Source organism: Streptomyces sp. NPDC017448 (assembly GCF_044330565.1).
Taxonomy (GTDB): domain Bacteria; phylum Actinomycetota; class Actinomycetes; order Streptomycetales; family Streptomycetaceae; genus Streptomyces.
The window spans coordinates 127601-145991 of sequence record NZ_JBIRLM010000015.1; the positions used below are offsets into that span (position 1 = coordinate 127601).

The 18391-nt window shown below is 69.2% G+C and carries 17 protein-coding genes; 8 read left to right on the top strand and 9 right to left on the bottom strand.

Annotated elements, in window-relative coordinates; genetic code table 11:
* Nucleotides 1-168: 168 nt before the first annotated feature.
* A protein-coding gene (locus tag ACH4K1_RS23540; RefSeq protein WP_398091266.1) for an IS5 family transposase occupies nucleotides 169-977 on the top strand; the annotation gives its coding sequence in 2 pieces (ribosomal slippage) (nucleotides 169-513 and nucleotides 516-977; 807 coding nt in all).
* 8 nt (nucleotides 978-985) lie between these two features.
* Here ACH4K1_RS23540 and ACH4K1_RS23545 read toward each other — a convergent pair.
* From ACH4K1_RS23545 to ACH4K1_RS23560, 4 genes are all read right to left on the bottom strand, one after another.
* The gene (locus tag ACH4K1_RS23545; protein ID WP_398091268.1) at nucleotides 986-2140 is read right to left on the bottom strand and encodes a hypothetical protein; all 1155 of its coding nucleotides are present in this window, start codon (nucleotides 2138-2140) and stop codon (nucleotides 986-988) included.
* Nucleotides 2137-2658 (bottom strand): DUF4365 domain-containing protein, encoded by a 522-nt coding sequence (locus ACH4K1_RS23550; RefSeq protein ID WP_398091269.1) that lies wholly within the window; start codon nucleotides 2656-2658, stop codon nucleotides 2137-2139. Before ACH4K1_RS23550 ends, ACH4K1_RS23545 begins: the two co-directional genes overlap by 4 nt.
* An 816-nt stretch (nucleotides 2659-3474) precedes the next feature.
* Entirely contained in the window at nucleotides 3475-3840 is a 366-nt protein-coding gene (locus ACH4K1_RS23555) for a hypothetical protein (protein ID WP_398091270.1), read from the bottom strand.
* Nucleotides 3840-5843, bottom strand: coding sequence for a hypothetical protein (locus ACH4K1_RS23560; RefSeq protein WP_398091271.1), 2004 nt, complete (start codon nucleotides 5841-5843; stop codon nucleotides 3840-3842). Before ACH4K1_RS23560 ends, ACH4K1_RS23555 begins: the two co-directional genes overlap by 1 nt.
* A gap of 481 nt (nucleotides 5844-6324) precedes the next feature.
* Between ACH4K1_RS23560 and ACH4K1_RS23565 the strand changes: the two genes are divergently transcribed.
* From ACH4K1_RS23565 to ACH4K1_RS23575, 3 genes are all read left to right on the top strand, one after another.
* On the top strand, nucleotides 6325-7533 hold the full coding sequence (locus ACH4K1_RS23565; RefSeq protein WP_398091272.1) for a restriction endonuclease: 1209 nt from the start codon (nucleotides 6325-6327) through the stop codon (nucleotides 7531-7533).
* A gap of 42 nt (nucleotides 7534-7575) precedes the next feature.
* A complete protein-coding gene (locus tag ACH4K1_RS23570; protein WP_398091273.1) occupies nucleotides 7576-8799 on the top strand; it encodes a NaeI family type II restriction endonuclease in 1224 nt (407 codons plus the stop codon).
* 399 nt (nucleotides 8800-9198) lie between these two features.
* Nucleotides 9199-9849 carry a GNAT family N-acetyltransferase gene (locus ACH4K1_RS23575; protein ID WP_398091275.1) on the top strand — a complete coding sequence of 217 codons (651 nt, stop codon included), beginning with the start codon at nucleotides 9199-9201 and terminating at the stop codon, nucleotides 9847-9849.
* Between the two features lie 172 nt (nucleotides 9850-10021).
* On the opposite strand, the gene ACH4K1_RS23580 is transcribed toward ACH4K1_RS23575, so the two are convergent.
* The gene (locus ACH4K1_RS23580) at nucleotides 10022-10645 is read right to left on the bottom strand and encodes a histidine phosphatase family protein (protein ID WP_398091276.1); all 624 of its coding nucleotides are present in this window, start codon (nucleotides 10643-10645) and stop codon (nucleotides 10022-10024) included.
* Between the two features lie 155 nt (nucleotides 10646-10800).
* Between ACH4K1_RS23580 and ACH4K1_RS23585 the strand changes: the two genes are divergently transcribed.
* The 3 genes from ACH4K1_RS23585 (at nucleotide 10801) to ACH4K1_RS23595 (ending at nucleotide 12184) form a co-directional block, all read left to right on the top strand.
* Nucleotides 10801-11019, top strand: coding sequence for a hypothetical protein (locus ACH4K1_RS23585; RefSeq protein ID WP_228992862.1), 219 nt, complete (start codon nucleotides 10801-10803; stop codon nucleotides 11017-11019).
* 359 nt (nucleotides 11020-11378) lie between these two features.
* Nucleotides 11379-11843, top strand: coding sequence for a hypothetical protein (locus ACH4K1_RS23590; RefSeq protein ID WP_398091277.1), 465 nt, complete (start codon nucleotides 11379-11381; stop codon nucleotides 11841-11843).
* Between the two features lie 119 nt (nucleotides 11844-11962).
* Nucleotides 11963-12184 carry a DUF2277 domain-containing protein gene (locus ACH4K1_RS23595; RefSeq protein WP_398091278.1) on the top strand — a complete coding sequence of 74 codons (222 nt, stop codon included), beginning with the start codon at nucleotides 11963-11965 and terminating at the stop codon, nucleotides 12182-12184.
* Between the two features lie 151 nt (nucleotides 12185-12335).
* Here the strand turns inward: ACH4K1_RS23595 and ACH4K1_RS23600 are convergent, their stop codons facing one another.
* A complete protein-coding gene (locus ACH4K1_RS23600; RefSeq protein WP_398091280.1) occupies nucleotides 12336-13181 on the bottom strand; it encodes a DedA family protein in 846 nt (281 codons plus the stop codon).
* 500 nt (nucleotides 13182-13681) lie between these two features.
* Between ACH4K1_RS23600 and ACH4K1_RS23605 the strand changes: the two genes are divergently transcribed.
* Nucleotides 13682-14317 (top strand): superoxide dismutase family protein, encoded by a 636-nt coding sequence (locus ACH4K1_RS23605; RefSeq protein WP_398091341.1) that lies wholly within the window; start codon nucleotides 13682-13684, stop codon nucleotides 14315-14317.
* Nucleotides 14318-14601: 284 nt separating this feature from the next.
* On the opposite strand, the gene ACH4K1_RS23610 is transcribed toward ACH4K1_RS23605, so the two are convergent.
* The 3 genes from ACH4K1_RS23610 to ACH4K1_RS23620 all read right to left on the bottom strand — a co-directional run bounded on the left by ACH4K1_RS23610 (nucleotide 14602) and on the right by ACH4K1_RS23620 (nucleotide 18066).
* Nucleotides 14602-15051 (bottom strand): DoxX family protein, encoded by a 450-nt coding sequence (locus tag ACH4K1_RS23610; RefSeq protein ID WP_398091282.1) that lies wholly within the window; start codon nucleotides 15049-15051, stop codon nucleotides 14602-14604.
* A gap of 83 nt (nucleotides 15052-15134) precedes the next feature.
* Nucleotides 15135-17162 (bottom strand): alkaline phosphatase D family protein, encoded by a 2028-nt coding sequence (locus ACH4K1_RS23615; protein WP_398091283.1) that lies wholly within the window; start codon nucleotides 17160-17162, stop codon nucleotides 15135-15137.
* Between the two features lie 259 nt (nucleotides 17163-17421).
* Nucleotides 17422-18066, bottom strand: a complete 645-nt coding sequence (locus tag ACH4K1_RS23620; RefSeq protein WP_398091284.1) for an HNH endonuclease family protein — start codon at nucleotides 18064-18066, stop codon at nucleotides 17422-17424.
* Between the last annotated feature and the right edge of the window lie 325 nt (nucleotides 18067-18391).

Below are 18391 nucleotides of genomic sequence, written 5' to 3' on the forward strand. Positions count from 1 at the left end.
GCGAGCCGCGCGGGACGGCGAGCCCCGCCGGGCCGCGTCCCGCAGAGCCTTGACCTGGCCGAGGCGGCCCTTGGGCCTGTCGGCCACGCTGGACGCGCTGTGTGCGGCGGCCTTGCGGAGGGCACGGGCCTTAGACGTCATCTCAATTGGCTCGGTAGGCTGTGGGCTGTGGCGGGGATCGTTGAGCGGCTGGTGCCGGATGAGTTGTGGGAGTTGTTCCAGCGGGTCGTGCCTGAGGCTCCTTCGCGGCCTCAGGGTGGTGGGCGGCGTCGGCATGGTGACCGTGAGGTGCTGGCGGCGATCGTGTTCGTGGCGACTTCCGGGTGCACGTGGCAGCAGCTGCCCGCCGCGTCGTTCGGGCCTTCCGGAGCCACGGCACACCGCCGGTTCACTGAGTGGTCGAAGGCCAGGGTCTGGGCCAAGCTGCACCGCCTGGTCCTCGACGAGCTCGGCTTCCGGGGCGAGCTGGACTGGTCGCGCTGCGCGATCGACTCGGTGAACCTGCGGGCGATGAAAAGGGGGACCTGACGGGCCCGAATCCTGTCGACCGGGGCAAGTACGGGTCGAAGATCCACCTGATCACCGAGCGAACCGGTCTGCCCATCTCTGTCGGAATCTCCGGCGCCAACCTCCATGACAGCCAGGCCCTGATCCCGCTGGTGAAGGGCATACCTCCGATCCGCTCACGCCGCGGTCGACGCAGGCGCAAGCCCGGCAAGCTCCACGCCGACAAGGGCTACGACTACCGCCACCTGCGGCAATGGCTCTCCGGCCGAGGCATCCGACACCGCATCGCCCGCAAAGGCATCGAGTCCTCCACCCGGTTGGGCCGGCGTCGCTGGACGATCGAGCGCACCATGTCCTGGCTGGGCGGCTGTCGTCGTCTGCACCGCCGCTACGAACGCAAGGTTGAGCACTTCCTGGCCTTCACCGCCATCGCCTGCACCCTCATCTGCTACCGCAGACTCACCAAATGAGATGACGTCTAAGGGCTCTCGTGGCGCACAGCAAACCCTGCAGGGTTCTGCAATACGTACCGGTTTCCACGCTTAACAAGACTGCCCGTTACTGAAACAGTAGCGCCACTCTCGTGCGCGCGTGTCGCGGCCGAATAGTCGGTCTCGGAGAGGTCGAGCCAGATCCTGCGCAGTCGATCATTCATGCCGCCTTCCACGATTCCAGCGATACTGACCTCTCCAGCGCCCAAGGCGCCTTCCCGGTGTAGGCGAACTACAGCACCGATTACAGTGACGTCCTCTTCGGGCGCTGCCGCCCGCAGATTCTGTGCGGCCTCGCGTAGAACATCACCTTGATCGCGATTCAGCCGGACAGGCTCAGATGGCTCTACAGGGCGCGAGAGGGCCCACGAAAAGTCAATCAGCGCCTCTCCGCCGTCAGGATAGCTGAATCCTGCCAGTGCCTCACATAGGTTTGCATTCACACCCTGATCGGCTCGCCGAGTGAATGCGTCCATTCCCACACGGCGATGAAGAACGTCGTCGGCTGCTTCCACTGCCGCATTCGTCGCTTCGCGAAGTTTCAGTGAAACTCGACGCTGAAAGGGCTGGCTCAGGAGCTTTACTCGGGGATGGTCAACTTCGATCTCGGTCTGTCCGATCTGGGGAGGGACGGGAATGTACACCGTGAGGATGTAACTCCCTTCGAAGGTCGGCCCCAGTCGCACAGTGCGCATGAAGTCGAGTGCGGCCGCAGGTTTGCGGGCGGGTTGCACGAGTCGAGCCCGCTCGGAACTTGCAGATACCGCACCGGACAAGACCCACTGCCTCAGGCTTTCGAATGCTTTGACACCTTCGTCGATAGGTGTGGTGCCAGGCTCGGCGTTTGGGTCGGTGTGGACGTACTGGACATCGGCGTCGGAAATTGCAATTTCCAGGGAAATTCGTGACTCGCTTCGGTTCTCTGCCGTCGACAGTGTGGCGAGGAGTGTCCGGATGTAGGACGAATAGCCTCGCATGTCACGACGCCGGGGTACGAAGACCTCGTAGGAATTATCGTGCGCGATCCAAAGTGTCCCGCCGGGTTCCTCGTGTGCGTTCCAGCCGCGCGAAGTCAGATAGAGAGAGACGCGCTGCGGATCACTTGCCTGGGCAAAATGGAAGTGAGTTACGCCCGTGATCACTGTGCATCCCCCTTGCTGTTTAGTTCTCCCTTTACCAACCTCACTAGCGTTTCTACCGTCAGCAGGTTCGATGTGGGGACATGAACTGCCTTGCTGTCCTGGGTTTCAGGTTCAAGGGGATCGCGATCCATGAGGTCTACCCAGTAGATTGCGTGATGGAAGTTGCTGGATGTGGCACTGGAGAGGACGTAATTGGCCTTGGCAGCCGGGGTATGCGCTAGGAAAAGATAACGCCGAGTGGGAAGTTCGACGCCAACCCTGCCGATCAAGTCGTTGTAGTTCTTGGTTGGAATCGAATAGGAGAAGCTATCATCGACATAGCGTGGGTTGCTGCACGATTTTACTTGCGCCTCAATGAGTGGATATCGCATCGTTCCGACCCGGCCGGGGAAACCGATCTGAATATCCACACCGTCGACGTCAAGGCTGCGTCGGCCAGGATTGAGTCCCGCAGCGCAGGAAAGAGCCCATACCAATCCTTCGGCAAAGTGGCCTTGCCACACTTCGCTGTTCAGCACCGCCCGCTGTCCTCCAACACGCCGCAGTCCCACCCCTGGATCGATCATCGTCGACGATGGGCACTGGGAAGCGCAATGGGGCCGCCTGAGGGGCTTGGCCAAAGATCTTGGCACGCTGGCTCCTTTCGGCACTTGGCTGGCTGAAAACGTCTTCTCAGTCTGCCCTGCGCGTCTGACAATCGCCGAGCCCGGGGTTGGTCATCACTCCCTTGAGCGGTCAGCGGCAAGGCAGTCGCGCCGCGCGAGCAAGAAGCGGCCTTGCAAGGTGCCACCGCGACGGTCCCCTGACCCACCCCAGCACGTGTGCTGCAAGGAAGCCGACCGGCATAACGTCAAAATAGGGGTATGTCCGCCAAGAGTGAAGGATGGTGGTGCGAACGGTGCGGCGGCCCGATCGACCGCTACGACAAACCTCCTGCCTGGGCTGACGAGGGTCTTTGTCGTATATGCGCATGCGAGCCGAAACCGGGAGGCCGCGGCAAATGAGCTCCCCGCTGTCGGGCCCGCACCGCGACCATGTTCGGCTTGCTGAGCAAGCTGAGGCGACGGCAGTTCGTGATGGCAGCGTTGGTGTACCTGAGCGTCCGCGTGCGTCCACCGGTGCCAAAGCCAACGGCCGACTGTTAGGTGGTTCGGGGGTCTCAGGCGTGGCCAGACGCACCTACAAAACACATGCCGGCGGTTCGAAAACGTCCGCGCCTACCAGTACAGAGGTCCCCGCAGCGCAGCGCTGTGGGGGCCTTTGACGGTAGCGTTGCGGGGCCGGAACAGCAGCGGTGCCTGGCATGATGCCATGCCGGGCACCGCATTTGAGCGTCAGCTCGCCAGCGGCCAGCGCTCCCGGTCGTAGGGGAGAAGCCAGCCGACGATCTCGCCGGCGATGCGCCTCACCTCCGGTTCCGGTGTGTCCGAGCGCAGCGGCAGGACGTGGATCCCATTCCACTTCTCCGTCTTGGGGAGGTCGTAAAGGTATTCACTGACGTGGCTCGCCAGCCCCCTGCCGTCGCTGGGTCGACACACGGACCCTACGTAGCAGACGCGCCCTTGGACGTCGACGGCGATGTAGACGGCACAGGAGCTGTCCGGCATGAGGTCAGAATCCGGAGGAAGATTCTCCGGCATGACGCGGACCAGGTGGGCTCCACAGAGCTCGGCAAGCGCCCCATAGGTGGCTCTCTTCATCAGGCGGCCTCTTCCCCGAAGTCACCCTCGTCCTCGTCCTGATCGACCGTGATGGTGTCGGCGGTGGTTCCAGGGGACTGGGCCTCCACGGCCTTCTCCCACCACTCCTGGGCGTCGCCCGCCAGTTCCTGAAGCTTGTCCATCAGGAGACGTGCATGGGCGCGTCCTTCGCGCTCGATCAGTGGCGTGCCGTTGTCATCCACCACGCCGGCCAAGTTGCGCATCTCGGTCTCCAGATTGCGGAGCGTCTCCTTCACTGCCTTCACGCCGCGCTTGTAGTGGTCCTTTACGGTGCTTCCGGGCGTCAGGGGCGGCGGGATTTCCCCGCCCTTAGGCGCGAGCTTCGTGCGCAGGAACTCGTTGGAGACGGCCAGGTCGTTGCCTTCGCCGTCCTGGCGCGGCTGGCCGTGGTCGTCTACCTGCCGGGGCTTCATCCCGGCGCGGTCATCCTCGATTACCTGGCGGAAGTGGCGCAGTCCGCGCTCGTTTCCAGCGAGGACCTCCAGCACGGCGCGGGCGCTGCGGCGGTCTCCGCCTTCACCGAGGTCGTGGCGGGGTCCGCTGATGGCGTTGTGCTTGGCCAGGACGTACGCAGCGCGGACCCACAGCTCGGTGGCCGCCGGCCGCGTGTCAGCTTCGTCCTCGATCTCCTTGATCGCCGCCTTGTAGAGGTCCTCGGGAGAGCATTTGGTCGGACGCCAGGAGAGCTTCTGAAGGTTGTCGGGCAGGGCCTCCGTGAGCGACTTGCGGAAGCGGGTGATCTCGGTGTCCGATGCCTTGCCGCGCAGTTCCCTGATGATCAGTTCGACGGCGAGCGGAAGCTTGGTCCTGGTCGTGACCCTGGCCCGCTTGCGTGCCCCGGTCGGCTCGTTGGTCAGAACGAGGGCGATCGGCTTACGGACAGCCTGGTGGATCCGGGGCTCTTCGGTCGTAAACAGGTGCACCGCGCGGGCCGCCCTGTCGTCACCGTAGGGGAGGAGCTTCCGAGAGCGTGCTTCCGCAGGGGTGATGCGGCCACCCAGCCAGTCGGCCTCGGCGTCACTGGGCACGGCACCGGCGGCACGGGCCGAGATGAGGCATTCCTCGGCAAGCGCCGTGTTTTTAGCCTCGTCGGTCCACGGGGTCTTCGTGTTGAGGTGGTCCTGTGCGACCCGCGCCTTGATGGCCTGCGGCAGGTCAACCGCACCTGCAGCGTCCGGAACAACGCCGATGATGAGTTCGAAGTCAGTGACGGCGCACCGCACCGCGGCCTTTTCGTTGTCGAGAATGTCGTCGGAGTGCTTGCCGACATAGCCGTTGATCTTGTCGATGTGTGCCTGCATCGAACTGGCATTGCGCGGAAGGGAGAAGAGGATCTCTTCTGCATCGACGCTCATGTTGGCCAGTCCGTGGCTGGTGCGGCTGGACCCCTCACGAACGATGATGTGCGTGGTCGGGCTTTCGTCGGTGCCGTCGTAGTGGACGGTGGTGGCGACGCCGATCGGTGGATCCATGATGCCCTGCTCGGCGATGTCCGGCACAGGGCGGTTGCGGTTGCGGGTCGTCTCGATCGCCCAGTCGACCTGCTCGATCAGTGCATCCCGGCTTTCAACGTGAATCGCCAGTTCACCTTCGCCGTCCTGCACAGCAGACGCGAGGGCGGCCGGCGGTGCACCGACGGCCTGCGCCAGGGCGAACGGGACGTGGTCGGCGTTACGCGGGTTGAGCGGGTCGGGAACGAGACGCGCGGTGTACACCGAACCCGAGACGACCAGCAGGTAGGCACCGGGGATGCGGCGACGCTGCGGATTGGTGATTTGCGGCAGTACGGCCGCGGGGTCGGTCCAGATGGTGGAAATCGCACCGGCCACCTTGTCTGCCATGCCCCGCTTCTTCAGAGCCGCACGCAGTTCCTTGTGCAGTGCAGGGTCAGGGATAGACGGGACGCGACGGATCGGCTTGGACAGCTCGGTCCGCTCGCCATTGACCCTCGGCTCACCAGGGTTGCTGTCTTCAGGTGCCACGGCAGGGCCTCCTCAAGGCTCCGTTCACCGCAGGAGCCACTCCCGCGGTGATGATCACGCGGGAGCCGGAGACGCCGAACCAGCCCTCGCACCCACACTCCACGGATCCGGCCCGCTTTGGTGGGAGCGGCATGGGACACATCCAGATGGCGTTAGTCCGGCCTCGGCGCTCAGCTTGCTGGCGCTGCATGGGCCTCGCTGTGCCTCCCCAAAGAAGTCGGCGCTTCCCAAGGAGTACGCAGTCACGCGTGTCCCGCGTCACTGAGAGGGAGCTTGGACCCCCAGGTGACGATGTTGCAAGTCAATATGAGTTGCCTATACGCCTCCTGACGGGCTGCCACATCATTGAGGTTAGCTAAACGCCCTGATCCAGGTCAGCGCCGCGCCGATGCAGGGTTGCCGGGAAGACCACGCTACGGAGAGGGTGGGTCCACGCTGGCCACCCATCGGAGTGTCAGACCATGGTGGTAGACCATGCGGCATGACTGTTTCCGTCGTGTCCGAGCCGCACGTGCCGTTCGCGGACCTGCTCTCCGCTGATCTTGTGGTCGACAGGATCTACGCCGGCGGGACGAAGGGCAACAGCGGGGATGACCCGGTGTCCAAGCTGATAAAGGGCGTTGGCAACCAGGGCGGCTTCCGTTATGCCGGCTCGCCAGCCAAGGGGACAGTACGCCTGGTCGTGCTGTACACCAGCGGCGACGACGTGGACTGGCCTGATCACCTCGATGTGCAGACGGGCACCTTCACCTACTACGGAGACAACAAGAGGCCAGGGCAGGAGCTGCACGAGACTCCGCGGTCGGGCAACGCCCTGATGCGGGATGCGTTCAAAGCGTCCCACGGCGCCCCCGCCGAGCGGGCTACAGTCCCGCCCTTCTTCCTGTTCGAGAAGGCGGGAACATCGGGACGCTCGGTCAGGTTCCGCGGCTTGCTGGCCCCTGGAGGGCCAGCCGTGACCTCGGACGAAGAGCTGGCTGCAATCTGGCGGGCGACCGGGGACAAGCGGTTCCAGAACTACCGTTCCTACTTCACTGTCCTCGACCACAACCTGATCCCTCGCAGCTGGATCCAGCAGCTCCTCGAAGGCCGGGGGGCGTTGGGTGGGCACTGTCCGGACGTGTGGCGGACCTGGGTCGAAAGCCGGGTGTACCGGTCCTTGTTGGCCCCTTCCACCACCGTCATCCGCTCCAAAGTGAACCAGCTGCCGGACGACCCCGCTGGCAGGGCCATGCTGGAAGAGATCCGCGAGTACTTCCGGGGCCGTGAGCACGACTTTGAGGCATGTGCAGTGGCGATCTGGCGGCTTATCGCCCCGAATACGGGAGCCGTCGACCTAACCCCTCCGAGCCGGGATGGCGGACGAGATGCAGTAGGGACCTACGTGCTGGGCCCCGTGGCGAACCCCATCGCGATCGACTTTGCCCTTGAAGCCAAGTGCTACTCAGCGAACAGCTCAGTGGGGGTACGAGAGGTCTCCCGGCTGATCTCCCGGATCCGGCACCGGAACTTCGGGGTCTTGGTCACGACCTCGTTCTTCAACAAGCAGGTCCAAGACGAAGTCCACGAAGACGGCCACCCGATCGCACTGGTCTCCGGACGAGACATCATCGACGCACTGCGGCAGCACGGGCGAACGACCTCGGACTCCGTGCGCGAGTGGCTCAAGCAGAGCTTCCCTCAGCCGTAGCTGATCGACGGCCGATCAAGCGCTGATGCCAGACTTCGGCGTGTGACGATACAAGAGGGCCTGCCCTTCCCCCCGGAGGTTGCACAGGCGGCCGGCATGCAGGAGTCGCGAGCCTTGGCAGCCATGCACTCACGCCGCAACACGTTCCGCACCTGGGACACCCCGCGCGAGCCCATGGGCAGAGTGCCTCGCGAGTGGCGGCTACAGCCTGGTCTCAAGCAGCACGTTCCTGCCGACCTTGCCCCGTTCGTGCAGTGGTTTGACGAGCAGCCGCAGGCACGTGAACGCTTCCGGTGGGCTCTCCGCGACTCCCTCGACGAGCTGCTCGATGGCCAGAGGACGGGACGCTGGGCGTACCAGCACCTGACAAAGACTGAGAAGACCTATCTTGGTACGGCTGTCGAGGTGAACCTCACCAAGGAGTTCGCCATCGACAACGGTGCAGACCTCGACTGGTCCATCGCGGGCCTCGACATCGACTGCAAGTTCTCCAAGGACCTCGGCGGCTGGGAGATCCCGATGGAGATGTATCTGTGCGCCGATCACGGTGAACGGAGCGGCCGTGCCAACCATGCTGCACTCGTGACCTGGATGAACGACGACACGAGCCAGTGGGCCGCGGGCATAGTGCGGATCACGGACGAGCGCCTGCGCTGGAAGAAGCAGCGGGATGCAAACGGCAGCCTCGTCCGGGCGTACAACCGGGATAACAAGCGCAAGCTCTCCGACAGCGCCAGGTCTGAGGTGTACTGGCTTTGGGGTGGGCTTCAGACGGATCTGCCGACCAACCTCCTGCGCCATCTGGATCCAGAGACCCGCGAGCGGATCCTCACCGCATCACTGCCCGGTCGGGCCTCATCGGGTCAGCAGCGGCTCAACCAGCTATTTTACGAGGTACAGGACAGGATCGTCGGTCGGCCGACCGTGCTGACCGTCGGCCAGCAGGACGACTCGCCGAAGCGGGCCCGCGATACACGGAAGCCTTTGCGCGGGAAGGGCATCGTCGTGCTGGGCCACCAAGGATCACACCCGCACGTTGCCCGCGCGCTTGGTTTGCCGGCACCAGTCAAGGGCGAGTGGGTCTCCACCCGTCTCGTCCCTGTCTCGTCTGACGATCCGCGACCGAAATTCTCGCTAGACGGCCAGTTCTGGGCGCGTGCTCGTGAGAGCGAGCTGTTGGATCCTGAACTCCATCCAGCGCCTGACCTTCCTGACGGCCCAGAGAGCACTTGGAAGCACCGCTTTAGCTTTGAAGGCACCTTGTAGCTGCCCAAGGCGTCGGCGGCATGGTGGACGATGGGACTCACGCGTGTACGCGTTGTTCAAAGCGGTCGGCTTGAGCACTGAGCGGTGGTCGCTGACGGCAACATGTGACGGCAACGTCGATGTACCTGAACCGCCCCGGGTAGCTCATTGTGCTTGATGCAGTGCCTGCTTTTGCGGATGGCAGGAGGTCGGCATCGTAGCTGGACGAACTTACAAAGCAGATGTCGGCGGTTCGAAACCGTCCGCGCCCACCGGTGCGAGGGCCCCCGATCCATCAGGATCGGGGGCCCTCGTCGTTCCTTCGTCCGGTGGTTGGCCCGGCGTGCCGTCGTGTGGTCCTGTAGCCGGGCGGCAATCGGACGGCGTACGAACGAACGACAGGGCACACGGGGGTAGTTCATGGGGCAGACGCTGGCGGAGATCCTGCGGGAGGCCGCCCGGGGGCGGTTTCCCGAGGCCGATGGGCGGACGACCGTGGTCGGGGCGCCGAACGGGCGGGACACGGGGGTGATCGCCTTCACCGCGCACTCCGTCGTGTTCACCGACGAGGACCCCGAGTGGGTCCACTCCCTGGTGGCCGACGCGGACTGCGACGCGCTGGCCGCGACCATGCACCCGCGTTTCCTGACGGCGCTCCTCGACCGCACCGGCCGGGTCACCGACACCATCGACCTTCTGACCGTGGCCTCCTCGCTGCCCGGTGAGCCGGAGTTGGAGCTGCGGGAGGTCACCGACCCCGTACACCCACGGGTGGTGAGCGCCCGCCGGCGTCGGGACGGGGTGCGGGTGTGGGAGGCGGACGGGGCGGTGCTGGTGCTCGGGCGCGGGGTGGCGGGGCGGTGGGAGGTGGCCGTCGAGGTGGACGAGGACGCCCGCCACCGGGGGCTCGGCCGGGCCCTGGCCACCGCCGCGCGGCACTTGACGCCCCCGGGCGAGCCGTTGTGGTCGCAGCAGGCCGCAGGCAACGCGCGCAGCATCCGGGCGTTCCAGGCCGCAGGGTTCCGGCCGGTCGGGTCGGAGGCGCTGCTCCTTCCCGGCCGCCCGGTGTGACCGCGCGGAAGCGGGCGCTTCGCCACCGGGACCTCCCTGCGCCGGGCCGCCGACTGCGTCGCCACCGGGGCGAGTCGCCGCTCCGTCGTCGTGCGCCCCGCCCCGTGCCCGCGCTCCGGTGCGGCCCCGCGGGGCGCTCGCGTCCGTACGTTCCGGTCCGTCGCGGTCCCGGTCAGACGTGCAGCTCGGGCGGGAATCCGGACCAGCGGAGTCCGGCCGGCAGGTGGCCGGTGTCGTTGTACAGCAGCAGGCCCGGCGGGCGGCCCGGCGCGTAACGGATGACCGTCAGAGCGGCGTTGGCGTGGTTGAGGCCCAGCCAGCGGTGGGCCGGGGCCTCCAGCGCGGCACGGACGAGCCAGGCGGCGAGGAAATTGTGGGTGACGAGGAGTTCGTGGCGGGGCTCGTCGCCCTCGGCCGGTCCCGTGAACCGTGCGAGGGCCTCCCGCGCCAGCCCGGGGCCCTGTTCCCGCTCGGCCGCCGGGAACCCGGCCAGCCGGGCGAGCGTCTCGTCGGCCGACTCCGCCGGCAACTCCTCCCGACGCGGCAGGTACGGGAGGTAGTCGCCGGCCGGATCGGACCGCAGCAGGCGGGCCCCCGTCAGGTGTTCGCCGATCAGCCGCGCCGTCTCCTCGGCGCGCGGCAGCGGACCGTGGTGGATCACCGTGATCGGGGCGCCGCGGAGCCGTTCCCCGAGCAGAGCGGCCTGGCGGCGGCCCGCGTCGGTCAGGGTGCTCTCGTCCGGGGAAGCCTGTCCGTGCCGGGTGATGTACAGGTAGCGGGCGGCGGTTGCCGTCATGGGCGGGTCCTCCGTGGGGCGTTCATGATCGATTGTGGGAATGTCGGAGGGGACGCCGGTCTCCAAGGGCCCGGTTCCGTGACCGGACCCGTCGGCCGGGGGGGGGGATCGCCCCTCGGGATGCGCGGGGGCAGCGCTCGGGGCACCGTGGAGGCATGGCGAAGCACCCGCCCGTGATCGTCCATCCGCCTTCCCCGACCGGAGGGCGGCGGGTCACCGTGCACGGGCAGATCGTGGGCCTGGCCCACGGGCGGGGGGAGGTGGCCGCGCTGCTGCGGGCCGCCGGGTTCGCCCCGGGGCCCGACGAAGTCGTCGAGCTCGACCGACCCGGCCTGATCGAATGGCGCGGCGGCGATCTCGACACCTGGGGATGATCCTGTGAAACGTCGTCGTACGGTACGCGAGAGCGTCCCGATCGAACCGCCCCCCGGCCACCGCACGGCGGGGGCGAACCCTCCCGACGCGGCACGGCGCGCGTTGGTGTCGGACCGGACCGTGAGCCGGGGCATCGTCGGCTCGCGCCAGCCCGGGGTGCGGCCCGGAAGCCGGGTGGCGCTGGGGCGAGGCCGTCCCGTCGACCACACGCCACCCGCCCCCCTCACCGCCTTCTCATGCCCCGCGCGGGGCCCGTGCGGCCGGCCGTCGCCGTGACCAGCCGCGGGGAGAGGGAAGCACCCACCGTCGACGCCCATGGACGCGTCGTCACGGTCAGCGCACCGTGAAAGGAGTCCCCATGTCGCAGTTCGACACACCCGCACCCGGTACCTCGCGGCCCGCCGACCCTCGGCCCGGCCAACGCTCCGGAAGCCCCTGGGCTGCCGGAGGAACGATGTTCGCCGGTGTCCTGCTCCTCGTGGACGGCATCCTCGGGGTGCTGAAAGGCATCGCGGGCATCGCCTCGAACGACGTCTACACGCGGATCAACGATTACGTCTTCAAGTTCGACGTGACCTCGTGGGGCTGGATCCACCTCGTCCTCGGCGTGATCCTCGTGCTCGTGGGCGTGGGCATCCTCAAGGGCGCGACCTGGGCCCGCGTGGCGGGCGTCATGCTCGCCTCCCTGAACATCGTCGCCAACTTCATGTGGCTCCCGTACACCCCGGTCTGGGCCATCGTCACCATCGCGATCGACGTCTTCGTCATCTGGGCCCTGTGCACCGACCGGTGGGGCCCGGACGACCTGGGGCGGACCGGCTGAGGCGCGGCCCCGGCGTGGCGGAGGCCGTCGGCACCGGTGCGGTGGAGCCGGTCGGACCGTGGTGACCGCCGCGTCGGGGACGGCTGCCGGTTGTCAGTGGGGCGGTCCACACTGGAGACATGTGCCGCAGCATCAAGACGCTCCGCCCGCCCGTCCTCCCCGAAGAGGCCACCGAGGAGGACATGCGGGCCGCCGCCCTCCAGTACGTACGCAAGGTCTCCGGGTTCCGCGCGCCCGCCGCGCACAACCGGGAGGTCTTCGACCAGGCCGTCGACGAGATCACGGCAGCCACGATGAAGCTGCTCGACGGCCTGGTGATACGGGGCGCGGCGCGGGGCTGAGTCCTCTCCGGAAGCCCGGCCCGCCCCGGAGGCCCCCGGCGGAAACCCCCTCCCGCAGGAGCGGGTGAGTGAGCCGGGGCGCGCGGTGGCACGGGGCTGCCGAGGCGTGCGGCGGGCGCAGGAGAGACGTCCTGCCGCGGTCTGCCCCCGTTCAGCGGGCGGACGGCTCGCTCAGGGGAGCGCTCAGGGGAGCAGGACCCGGAGACGGCGCGGGGGCGGGTAGGGAGATGAGCGGCGACGTCGGCGGTGCGGCCGGGGCGGGGGCCGCCGACCGCGGTACGGGGGCGGCTGCGAGATCGGTTCCCGTTCCGCTTCCCGGGATCTCCGCGCTCTCGGGGACGGGGCCCGTCGTCATGGCCGCCCCCGGCGCGACCCCCGCGGCCGGACGGCGCTTCACCATGAACGCGGCCAGCGCGCCCGCCGCGAACAGGGCCAGCACCGAAACGGCCGTGCCGAACCACGTCGAGCCCAGCCACCGGCCGCCGAAGTAGCCGAGCCCCGTGCTGTAACCGGCCCAGGCCACCCCCGCCACCGCGGACCACGGCAGGAAGTCCCGCTTCCTGCGGTGGGCGGCGCCCGCGCCGAGCGAGACCACGGAGCGGCCCGCCGGAGCGAACCGGGCGATGATCACCAGCGCCCCGCCGCCCCGGCTCAGCGCCGCGCCGAGACGTTCCTGCGCCGTGGTGAGGCGCCGGGAGCGGGCGATGGCCCGGTCCAGGCGGTCTCCTCCGCGCCAGGCGACCCGGTACGCGACGAGGTCGCCGAGCACCGAGGCGGTGGCCGCGCACAGGACCAGAACGACGAGTGAGGGGACCTGGCCCCCAGGGCCTCCCCCCGTGCCGCTCACGGTCGTGGAGCCCGCAGCCGCCGCCGTGGCGGCCGTGATGACGAGGACACCGCTGGGCAGCAGGGGGAGGAAGACGTCCAGGAGGACGGAGAGGGCGACCACCGCGTAGATCCATGGGCTGCTGGTCAGCGCGCCCACACTCTCCAGCACCGTCTACTACTCCCCGATCGTGTCAACGCCGCGACGTCGCAGGGGAGCGGCAGGAGCGGCAGGTTCAGCTTTACAGCGTACGCGTGAGGGTCCTTCGGCCATCGCCCAGGGCGGTGGTGTTGTACAGGTCGCGTACACCTTGGGGCCGTGTCCCCGTTAGGCGGGGAGAACGATCCGACACGGACGAGGAGCAGCGTATGACGGCATGGATGGTACGCAGGGGACGCGGCGCGGCGCACCCGACTTCCGGGCGGCGGGAGGCGGGTCGGTGTGAGGGGGCCGCCGACACGGGGGGCCGGCCCGGCGTGGAGGCCGGAGGCAGGGCTTTCCGAACCGCGGACGGCGGGGCCTCCCGGCCCCCGGGCGGTGCGGTTTCCCAGGCCCAGGCCCAGGACCTGACCCAGGCCCAGGGCCCGGCTCCGGTTCTGGTCCCGGCCCGGTTCCCGGTCCCGGGCGCGAGCGCGGAGGGTCTGCGGGGGCCGGGTGTGCTGGTGGGCGCGATGGCCCTGGTGGTGCTGGCCTGCGGTGCCGCCGTCGCCCAGGGAGCGGGCGACGGCGGCACGTTCCCCGCCCACACCGCCCCCGCCGACCACGGTGCGCACGGTGCTTCCGCTGCGGCGGCCCCGGCGCAGCGCCCCGGCGGGGGAGACCCGAGCCGCAGGGGCGACGGCGTCGCCGCGGGCGGGAGTTGGTGGATGCGGGCTACGGGGGTGTTCTCGCCGCCCGGCTCCTTCGTGCCGTCCGACGCGTTGACGTACGACACCCGGTTGGTGCCGGCCGGTGCACGCGTCGAGATCACGGAACTCGCGGACCCGTTCGGCACCCGGGTCGAAGCCCGGCTGCGCGGGCTCGTGCCCGGCCGCGCCTACGGAATGCACGTGCACACCTCGCCGTGCGGCGCCGACCCCGCCGCTGCCGGACCCCACTATCAGCACCGCCCGGCGGCGACCGCCGATCCGGTCAACGAGGTGTGGCTCGACTTCCGGACGGACCGGGACGGCGACGGGAGGGCGGAGGCCCTGCAGGACTGGGGGTTCCGGAAGGGCGGAGCCCGGTCGGTGATCATCCACGATCGCCAGGGCGGCGCGGGGGAGCGGGCCGCCTGTTTCACGGTTCCGTTCGGACCCCGGGGGTGACCGGACCCTCACGCCCCGGGCGCGCCTGCCCCCTCTGCCCGCGGACGGGTGGCCGGCGTAAGCCCCGGGCGAGGTGACCGGCGTACGCCCCCGGGCAAGGTGACCGGCGTACGCCCCCGGACGAGGCGGCGTACGGCGGCGTACAGCGATGTCCCGTACCTCCGCGGCTCGGTGGGTGCGGGACAACGCCGTACGTTCCGAAGGCTCCGGAACCCCGGAACCCCGCCGCCCCGTGGTCCGGTGCGTCGGCCGTCGGAGGCGGGGGCCGGCGGCCGACGCACCGGTCAGATCGAGACGGCCGGGGTCTGGTCGCGGTGAGGGGAGGGCTCGGTGGCGGCCGTCGTGTTCCGCGAGCCGAAGAGGCGGTCCAGGGCGACCGCCCCCGGCCCCGTGAAGACGAGCAGCAGGAACGCCCAGCAGAACAGCGCCGAGGGCTCGCCGCCGTTCTCGACCGGCAGGAGCGCCTCGGGCTGGTGCACCTTGAAGTACGCGTAGGCCATCGAGCCCGAGGCGAGGAAGGCGGCGGCACGGGTGCCGAGGCCCAGAGCGACCAACGAGCCGCATATCAGCTGGATCAGGGCGGCGTACCAGCCGGGCCAGGCGCCGGTCTCCGCCTGGTCGCCGCCGAACAGCCCGAAGAGCGTGGCGGCGCCGTGGACGGCGAACAGCAGGCCGACGACGAAGCGGAAGAGGCTGAGGACGTAGGGCTGGGCCTGGTTCAAGCGGACGGGCATGGGGGGTGTGCTCCTTCGGTCGTGGTGGGGACGTGAACCGACTGAGCGATGAGGTTAGGGAAACCTCACCAGTACTTGCAACTTCAACATTCTGTCGAGTGGCTGGAAATCGCCCCACCCTCAGGGGTGAGTGAACGCTCAAGAACAGCTTCGAGCTGGGCTCCCCGGGCACCTGCTCTGGCCTGTACCAATGTCAGCGCAGCATTCCGGCCACGCAAGGTCAGGGTCATCAGTTGGTTGCCGAACCACGGGCCGCCCGTCCTGCCCCAGTTCACCGATGGGGTGCCCGTGCGGCCGTGGCGGGCCAGCGCCCGGCCGATCCACCGGCCCGTCCGGCTCCAGCCGAAACGGAAACCCGTCCGGATGGACCGGGGCACCGAGTTGTGCACGGGGGAGCAGGTCAACTGGAGGACGTGCGCCGCCGGGGCCGCCCCGGACGCGGTGCCGGAAGCACTGCCGGAAGCGATCTCGGCGTCGGGCCCGGGCTCGTGGCGGCTGCCGGACCCCCGGCCCGGTCGGGCCTTCGGCCACCGGGGCTCGGTGATGTAGGCGTGGTGGACGTCGCCGGAGAGGACACACACCGTCGCCGGAGCGTCCGGGCCGCTCCCGGCCTCCCTCAGCAGCTCCGTGAGCCGGTCGAAGGATTCCGGGAAGGCGGCCCAGTGCTCCAGGTCGGCGGCGCGGCGCAGCTTCTCGCCGAAGCGCGCCCAGCGGGGCCCGCGTACGCCCGCGCACAAAGCCGCGTTCCAACGTTCCGTGTCATGGATGAGCGGAGGCAGCAACCAGGGCAGAGAGCTACCGATGAGCAGATGGTCATACGAGGCGCGGTCGCTCAGGACCGCTTCCCGCAGCCAGTCCGCTTCTCGGGGGTCGAGCATCGCCCGCTGTTCCTCGGCCAGGACGCGGGCCGCGCGGGTGTCGACCATCACCAGCCGTACTCGGCCGAAAACACGTCGGTAGCTCCACCGCGCACGGGCGGGGTCCGCATCGGCCCCGGCGGCGAAGCGGCGCAGCGCCTCGGTGCCGTCCGGCGCGGCTGTGACCGCCGCGTAGACGGGGTCGGCGGCCAGTTCGGCGGGGGAGAGGTTGCCCAGGTGCTGGTGGACCCAGTAGGACATCAGACCGCTGACGATCCGCTCGTGCCACCAGGGGGTGGCGCGCATGTCCCGCTGCCAGGCGGCGCTGGTGTTCCAGTCGTCGATCACGTCGTGGTCGTCGAAGATCATGCAACTGGGAACCGTGGAGAGCAGCCAGCGGACCTCGGGGTCGCGCCACGATTCGTCGTAGAGGTAGGTGTACTCCTCGTAGTCCGCGATCTCCGTGCCCGGCGGCTCACTCAGATCCCGGCGGGCGGCGAGCCTGCGCCGGGTCGCGACGGAGGTCTCGTCCGCGTACACCTGGTCGCCGAGGAGCAGCAGGACGTCGGGCCGTTGCGCTTCCGGGTCCGCCGCGAGGCGGGCGGCGAGGGTGACCAGGGCGTCCGGCCCCACGGGGTCGTCCCCGTTCCCGGGGGCCGCCGCCCAGCGGCACGACCCGAACGAGATCCGGACGGGGTCCGGAACGGCCGGGACGGTCGGGTCGTCCGGCGCCCCGTCCCCGCCCGGACCCGTCGGGCCGGCCGGCGCCCCGCCCCCGTGCGGGCCCACCGGATCGTCCACCCGGCCGCCGTCCGGGTCCGCCGGGTCGCCTGTCGTCGGGCTGGCGTCCGGGTCCGCCGGATCGCCCGTCGCCAGGTCGCCGTCCGGGCTCGCCGGGTCTTCCGCCGCTGGGGGCCCGTCGCTCCCGGCCGTGCGCTCGGCGGCGGGCACGGGCCTGGTCGCGGGCGGCGTGGTGATGGTGCTCGGCGGGAGGCGGGTGTCCTCGGGCGGCCAGACGCGCCGGGAGCCGATCAGCACCTCGTACGCGGTGGTGGAGCCGGGCGTCAGCCCGGCCACCACCACCAGGGCGTAGTGGTGCCCCGCGACCGAGAAGGTGGGCGACGCCCCCGAAGCGCCGTCCGCGCACCGGACCTCCACGGTGCACGGACGGCTCGCCTCGACCCAGACGGTCGCGGTGGACCCGGACTCCCAGTCGACGTACCGCAGCAGTGGTCCCAGGCGCAGCCCGGCCATGTGTTGTCTCCTCGCGACGCCGTCACGGATGGGCTCCGTAACGTACAGAACGCGAGGAGGGGACGCACGGGTCCTGGCGGGTGCGGCGGCGGTCGGCGGCGTCCGGTGGCGGTATGCGGCCCGGCCCCCGGCGGCTGCCCGGAGCGTGCGGTACCGGAGCGGCTGTCCTGGGCGCGCCGCCGAAACGGCCGTCCGGGGCGAACGACTGCCCGGGGTGCGCGGCCGACCCGGGCCCGACCCGGGCTCACCGGGTTGCCGGTCAGCAGCCGTTCAGGGCCGACTGGAGCGCGCTCTTCTCGGCGGAGTCCACGCTCAGGTTGTAGTGCTTCTTGACGTGGACCCAGGCGCGGACGTAAGTGCACGTGTACGAAGAGCTCGGCGGCATCCACTCGGCCGGGTCCTTGTCGCCCTTGGCCTGGTTCACGTTGTCCGTGACCGCGATGAGCTGAGGGCGGGTCAGGTCGTTGGCGAACGACTGGCGCTGGGCGTTGGTCCAGTTGCTCGCGCCGGAGCGCCACGCCTCGGCCAGCGGGATCATGTGGTCGATGTCCACGTCGGAGGCCGCGCTCCAGGTCGCACCGTCGTAGGGGGAGTACCAACGGCCGCTGACCGCCGCGCAGGAGGAGTCCTGCTGGACGTTGGTGCCGTCCCGCTTGAGGACGACCTCACGGGTGTTGCATGCCCCCGACTGGGTGGTCCAGTGCGGGAACTTGTCGCGGCTGTACCCGGTGGACGAGCCCTCCGCGCCCACGGGGAGCTGGCCGAGGTAGGTGCGCGCGGTCGCGGCGCTGACCGGGGTGGGCATGGCGGCCTGGGCGCTCGGGGCGGTGAACAGGGCCGAGGCGGCGGCGAGCGCGGCGGTGGCGGCGACGACGGAGAGGCGACGCGCGTAGATTCCGGACATGCGAACTCCCTTGACGTGGGGGGTGCGTGGGCGGGCGATCGAACGGACCCGGCCAGGGTGGCGACGCCAGGTTTCTGTGGGGTGGGCGTCAGGTAACAGGGTGACGACATGTGCACGTCACATCAAGAGGTGTGCGAGGGGAGCGAGGGATCGCGTGGGCGCGCGAAACCGTCACCACCGCCTCTTTCGGCAGATCTTGACGGGGCATGGGGCGTGCGGCGTCCGGTTCGCGCGCCCCCGACCGGGCCGGGCGGGCGCCCGCACCTCGGCCGCTCTCGGCCGCTCTCGGCCGCTCTCGGCCGTACGGTCCGACCGGAGCGTGAGG

What these genes read in the sequence shown, in the direction of transcription:
- ACH4K1_RS23555 (WP_398091270.1), bottom strand. Translation starts at nt 3,840, where the DNA reads ATGAAGAGAGCCACCTATGGGGCGCTTGCCGAGCTCTGTGGAGCCCAC.
- ACH4K1_RS23605 (WP_398091341.1), top strand. Translation starts at nt 13,682, where the DNA reads ATGGCCCTGGTGGTGCTGGCCTGCGGTGCCGCCGTCGCCCAGGGAGCG.
- ACH4K1_RS23575 (WP_398091275.1), top strand. Translation starts at nt 9,199, where the DNA reads ATGGGGCAGACGCTGGCGGAGATCCTGCGGGAGGCCGCCCGGGGGCGG.
- ACH4K1_RS23615 (WP_398091283.1), bottom strand. Translation starts at nt 17,162, where the DNA reads ATGGCCGGGCTGCGCCTGGGACCACTGCTGCGGTACGTCGACTGGGAG.
- ACH4K1_RS23565 (WP_398091272.1), top strand. Translation starts at nt 6,325, where the DNA reads ATGACTGTTTCCGTCGTGTCCGAGCCGCACGTGCCGTTCGCGGACCTG.
- ACH4K1_RS23610 (WP_398091282.1), bottom strand. Translation starts at nt 15,051, where the DNA reads ATGCCCGTCCGCTTGAACCAGGCCCAGCCCTACGTCCTCAGCCTCTTC.
- ACH4K1_RS23585 (WP_228992862.1), top strand. Translation starts at nt 10,801, where the DNA reads ATGGCGAAGCACCCGCCCGTGATCGTCCATCCGCCTTCCCCGACCGGA.
- ACH4K1_RS23595 (WP_398091278.1), top strand. Translation starts at nt 11,963, where the DNA reads ATGTGCCGCAGCATCAAGACGCTCCGCCCGCCCGTCCTCCCCGAAGAG.
- ACH4K1_RS23620 (WP_398091284.1), bottom strand. Translation starts at nt 18,066, where the DNA reads ATGTCCGGAATCTACGCGCGTCGCCTCTCCGTCGTCGCCGCCACCGCC.
- ACH4K1_RS23580 (WP_398091276.1), bottom strand. Translation starts at nt 10,645, where the DNA reads ATGACGGCAACCGCCGCCCGCTACCTGTACATCACCCGGCACGGACAG.
- ACH4K1_RS23590 (WP_398091277.1), top strand. Translation starts at nt 11,379, where the DNA reads ATGTCGCAGTTCGACACACCCGCACCCGGTACCTCGCGGCCCGCCGAC.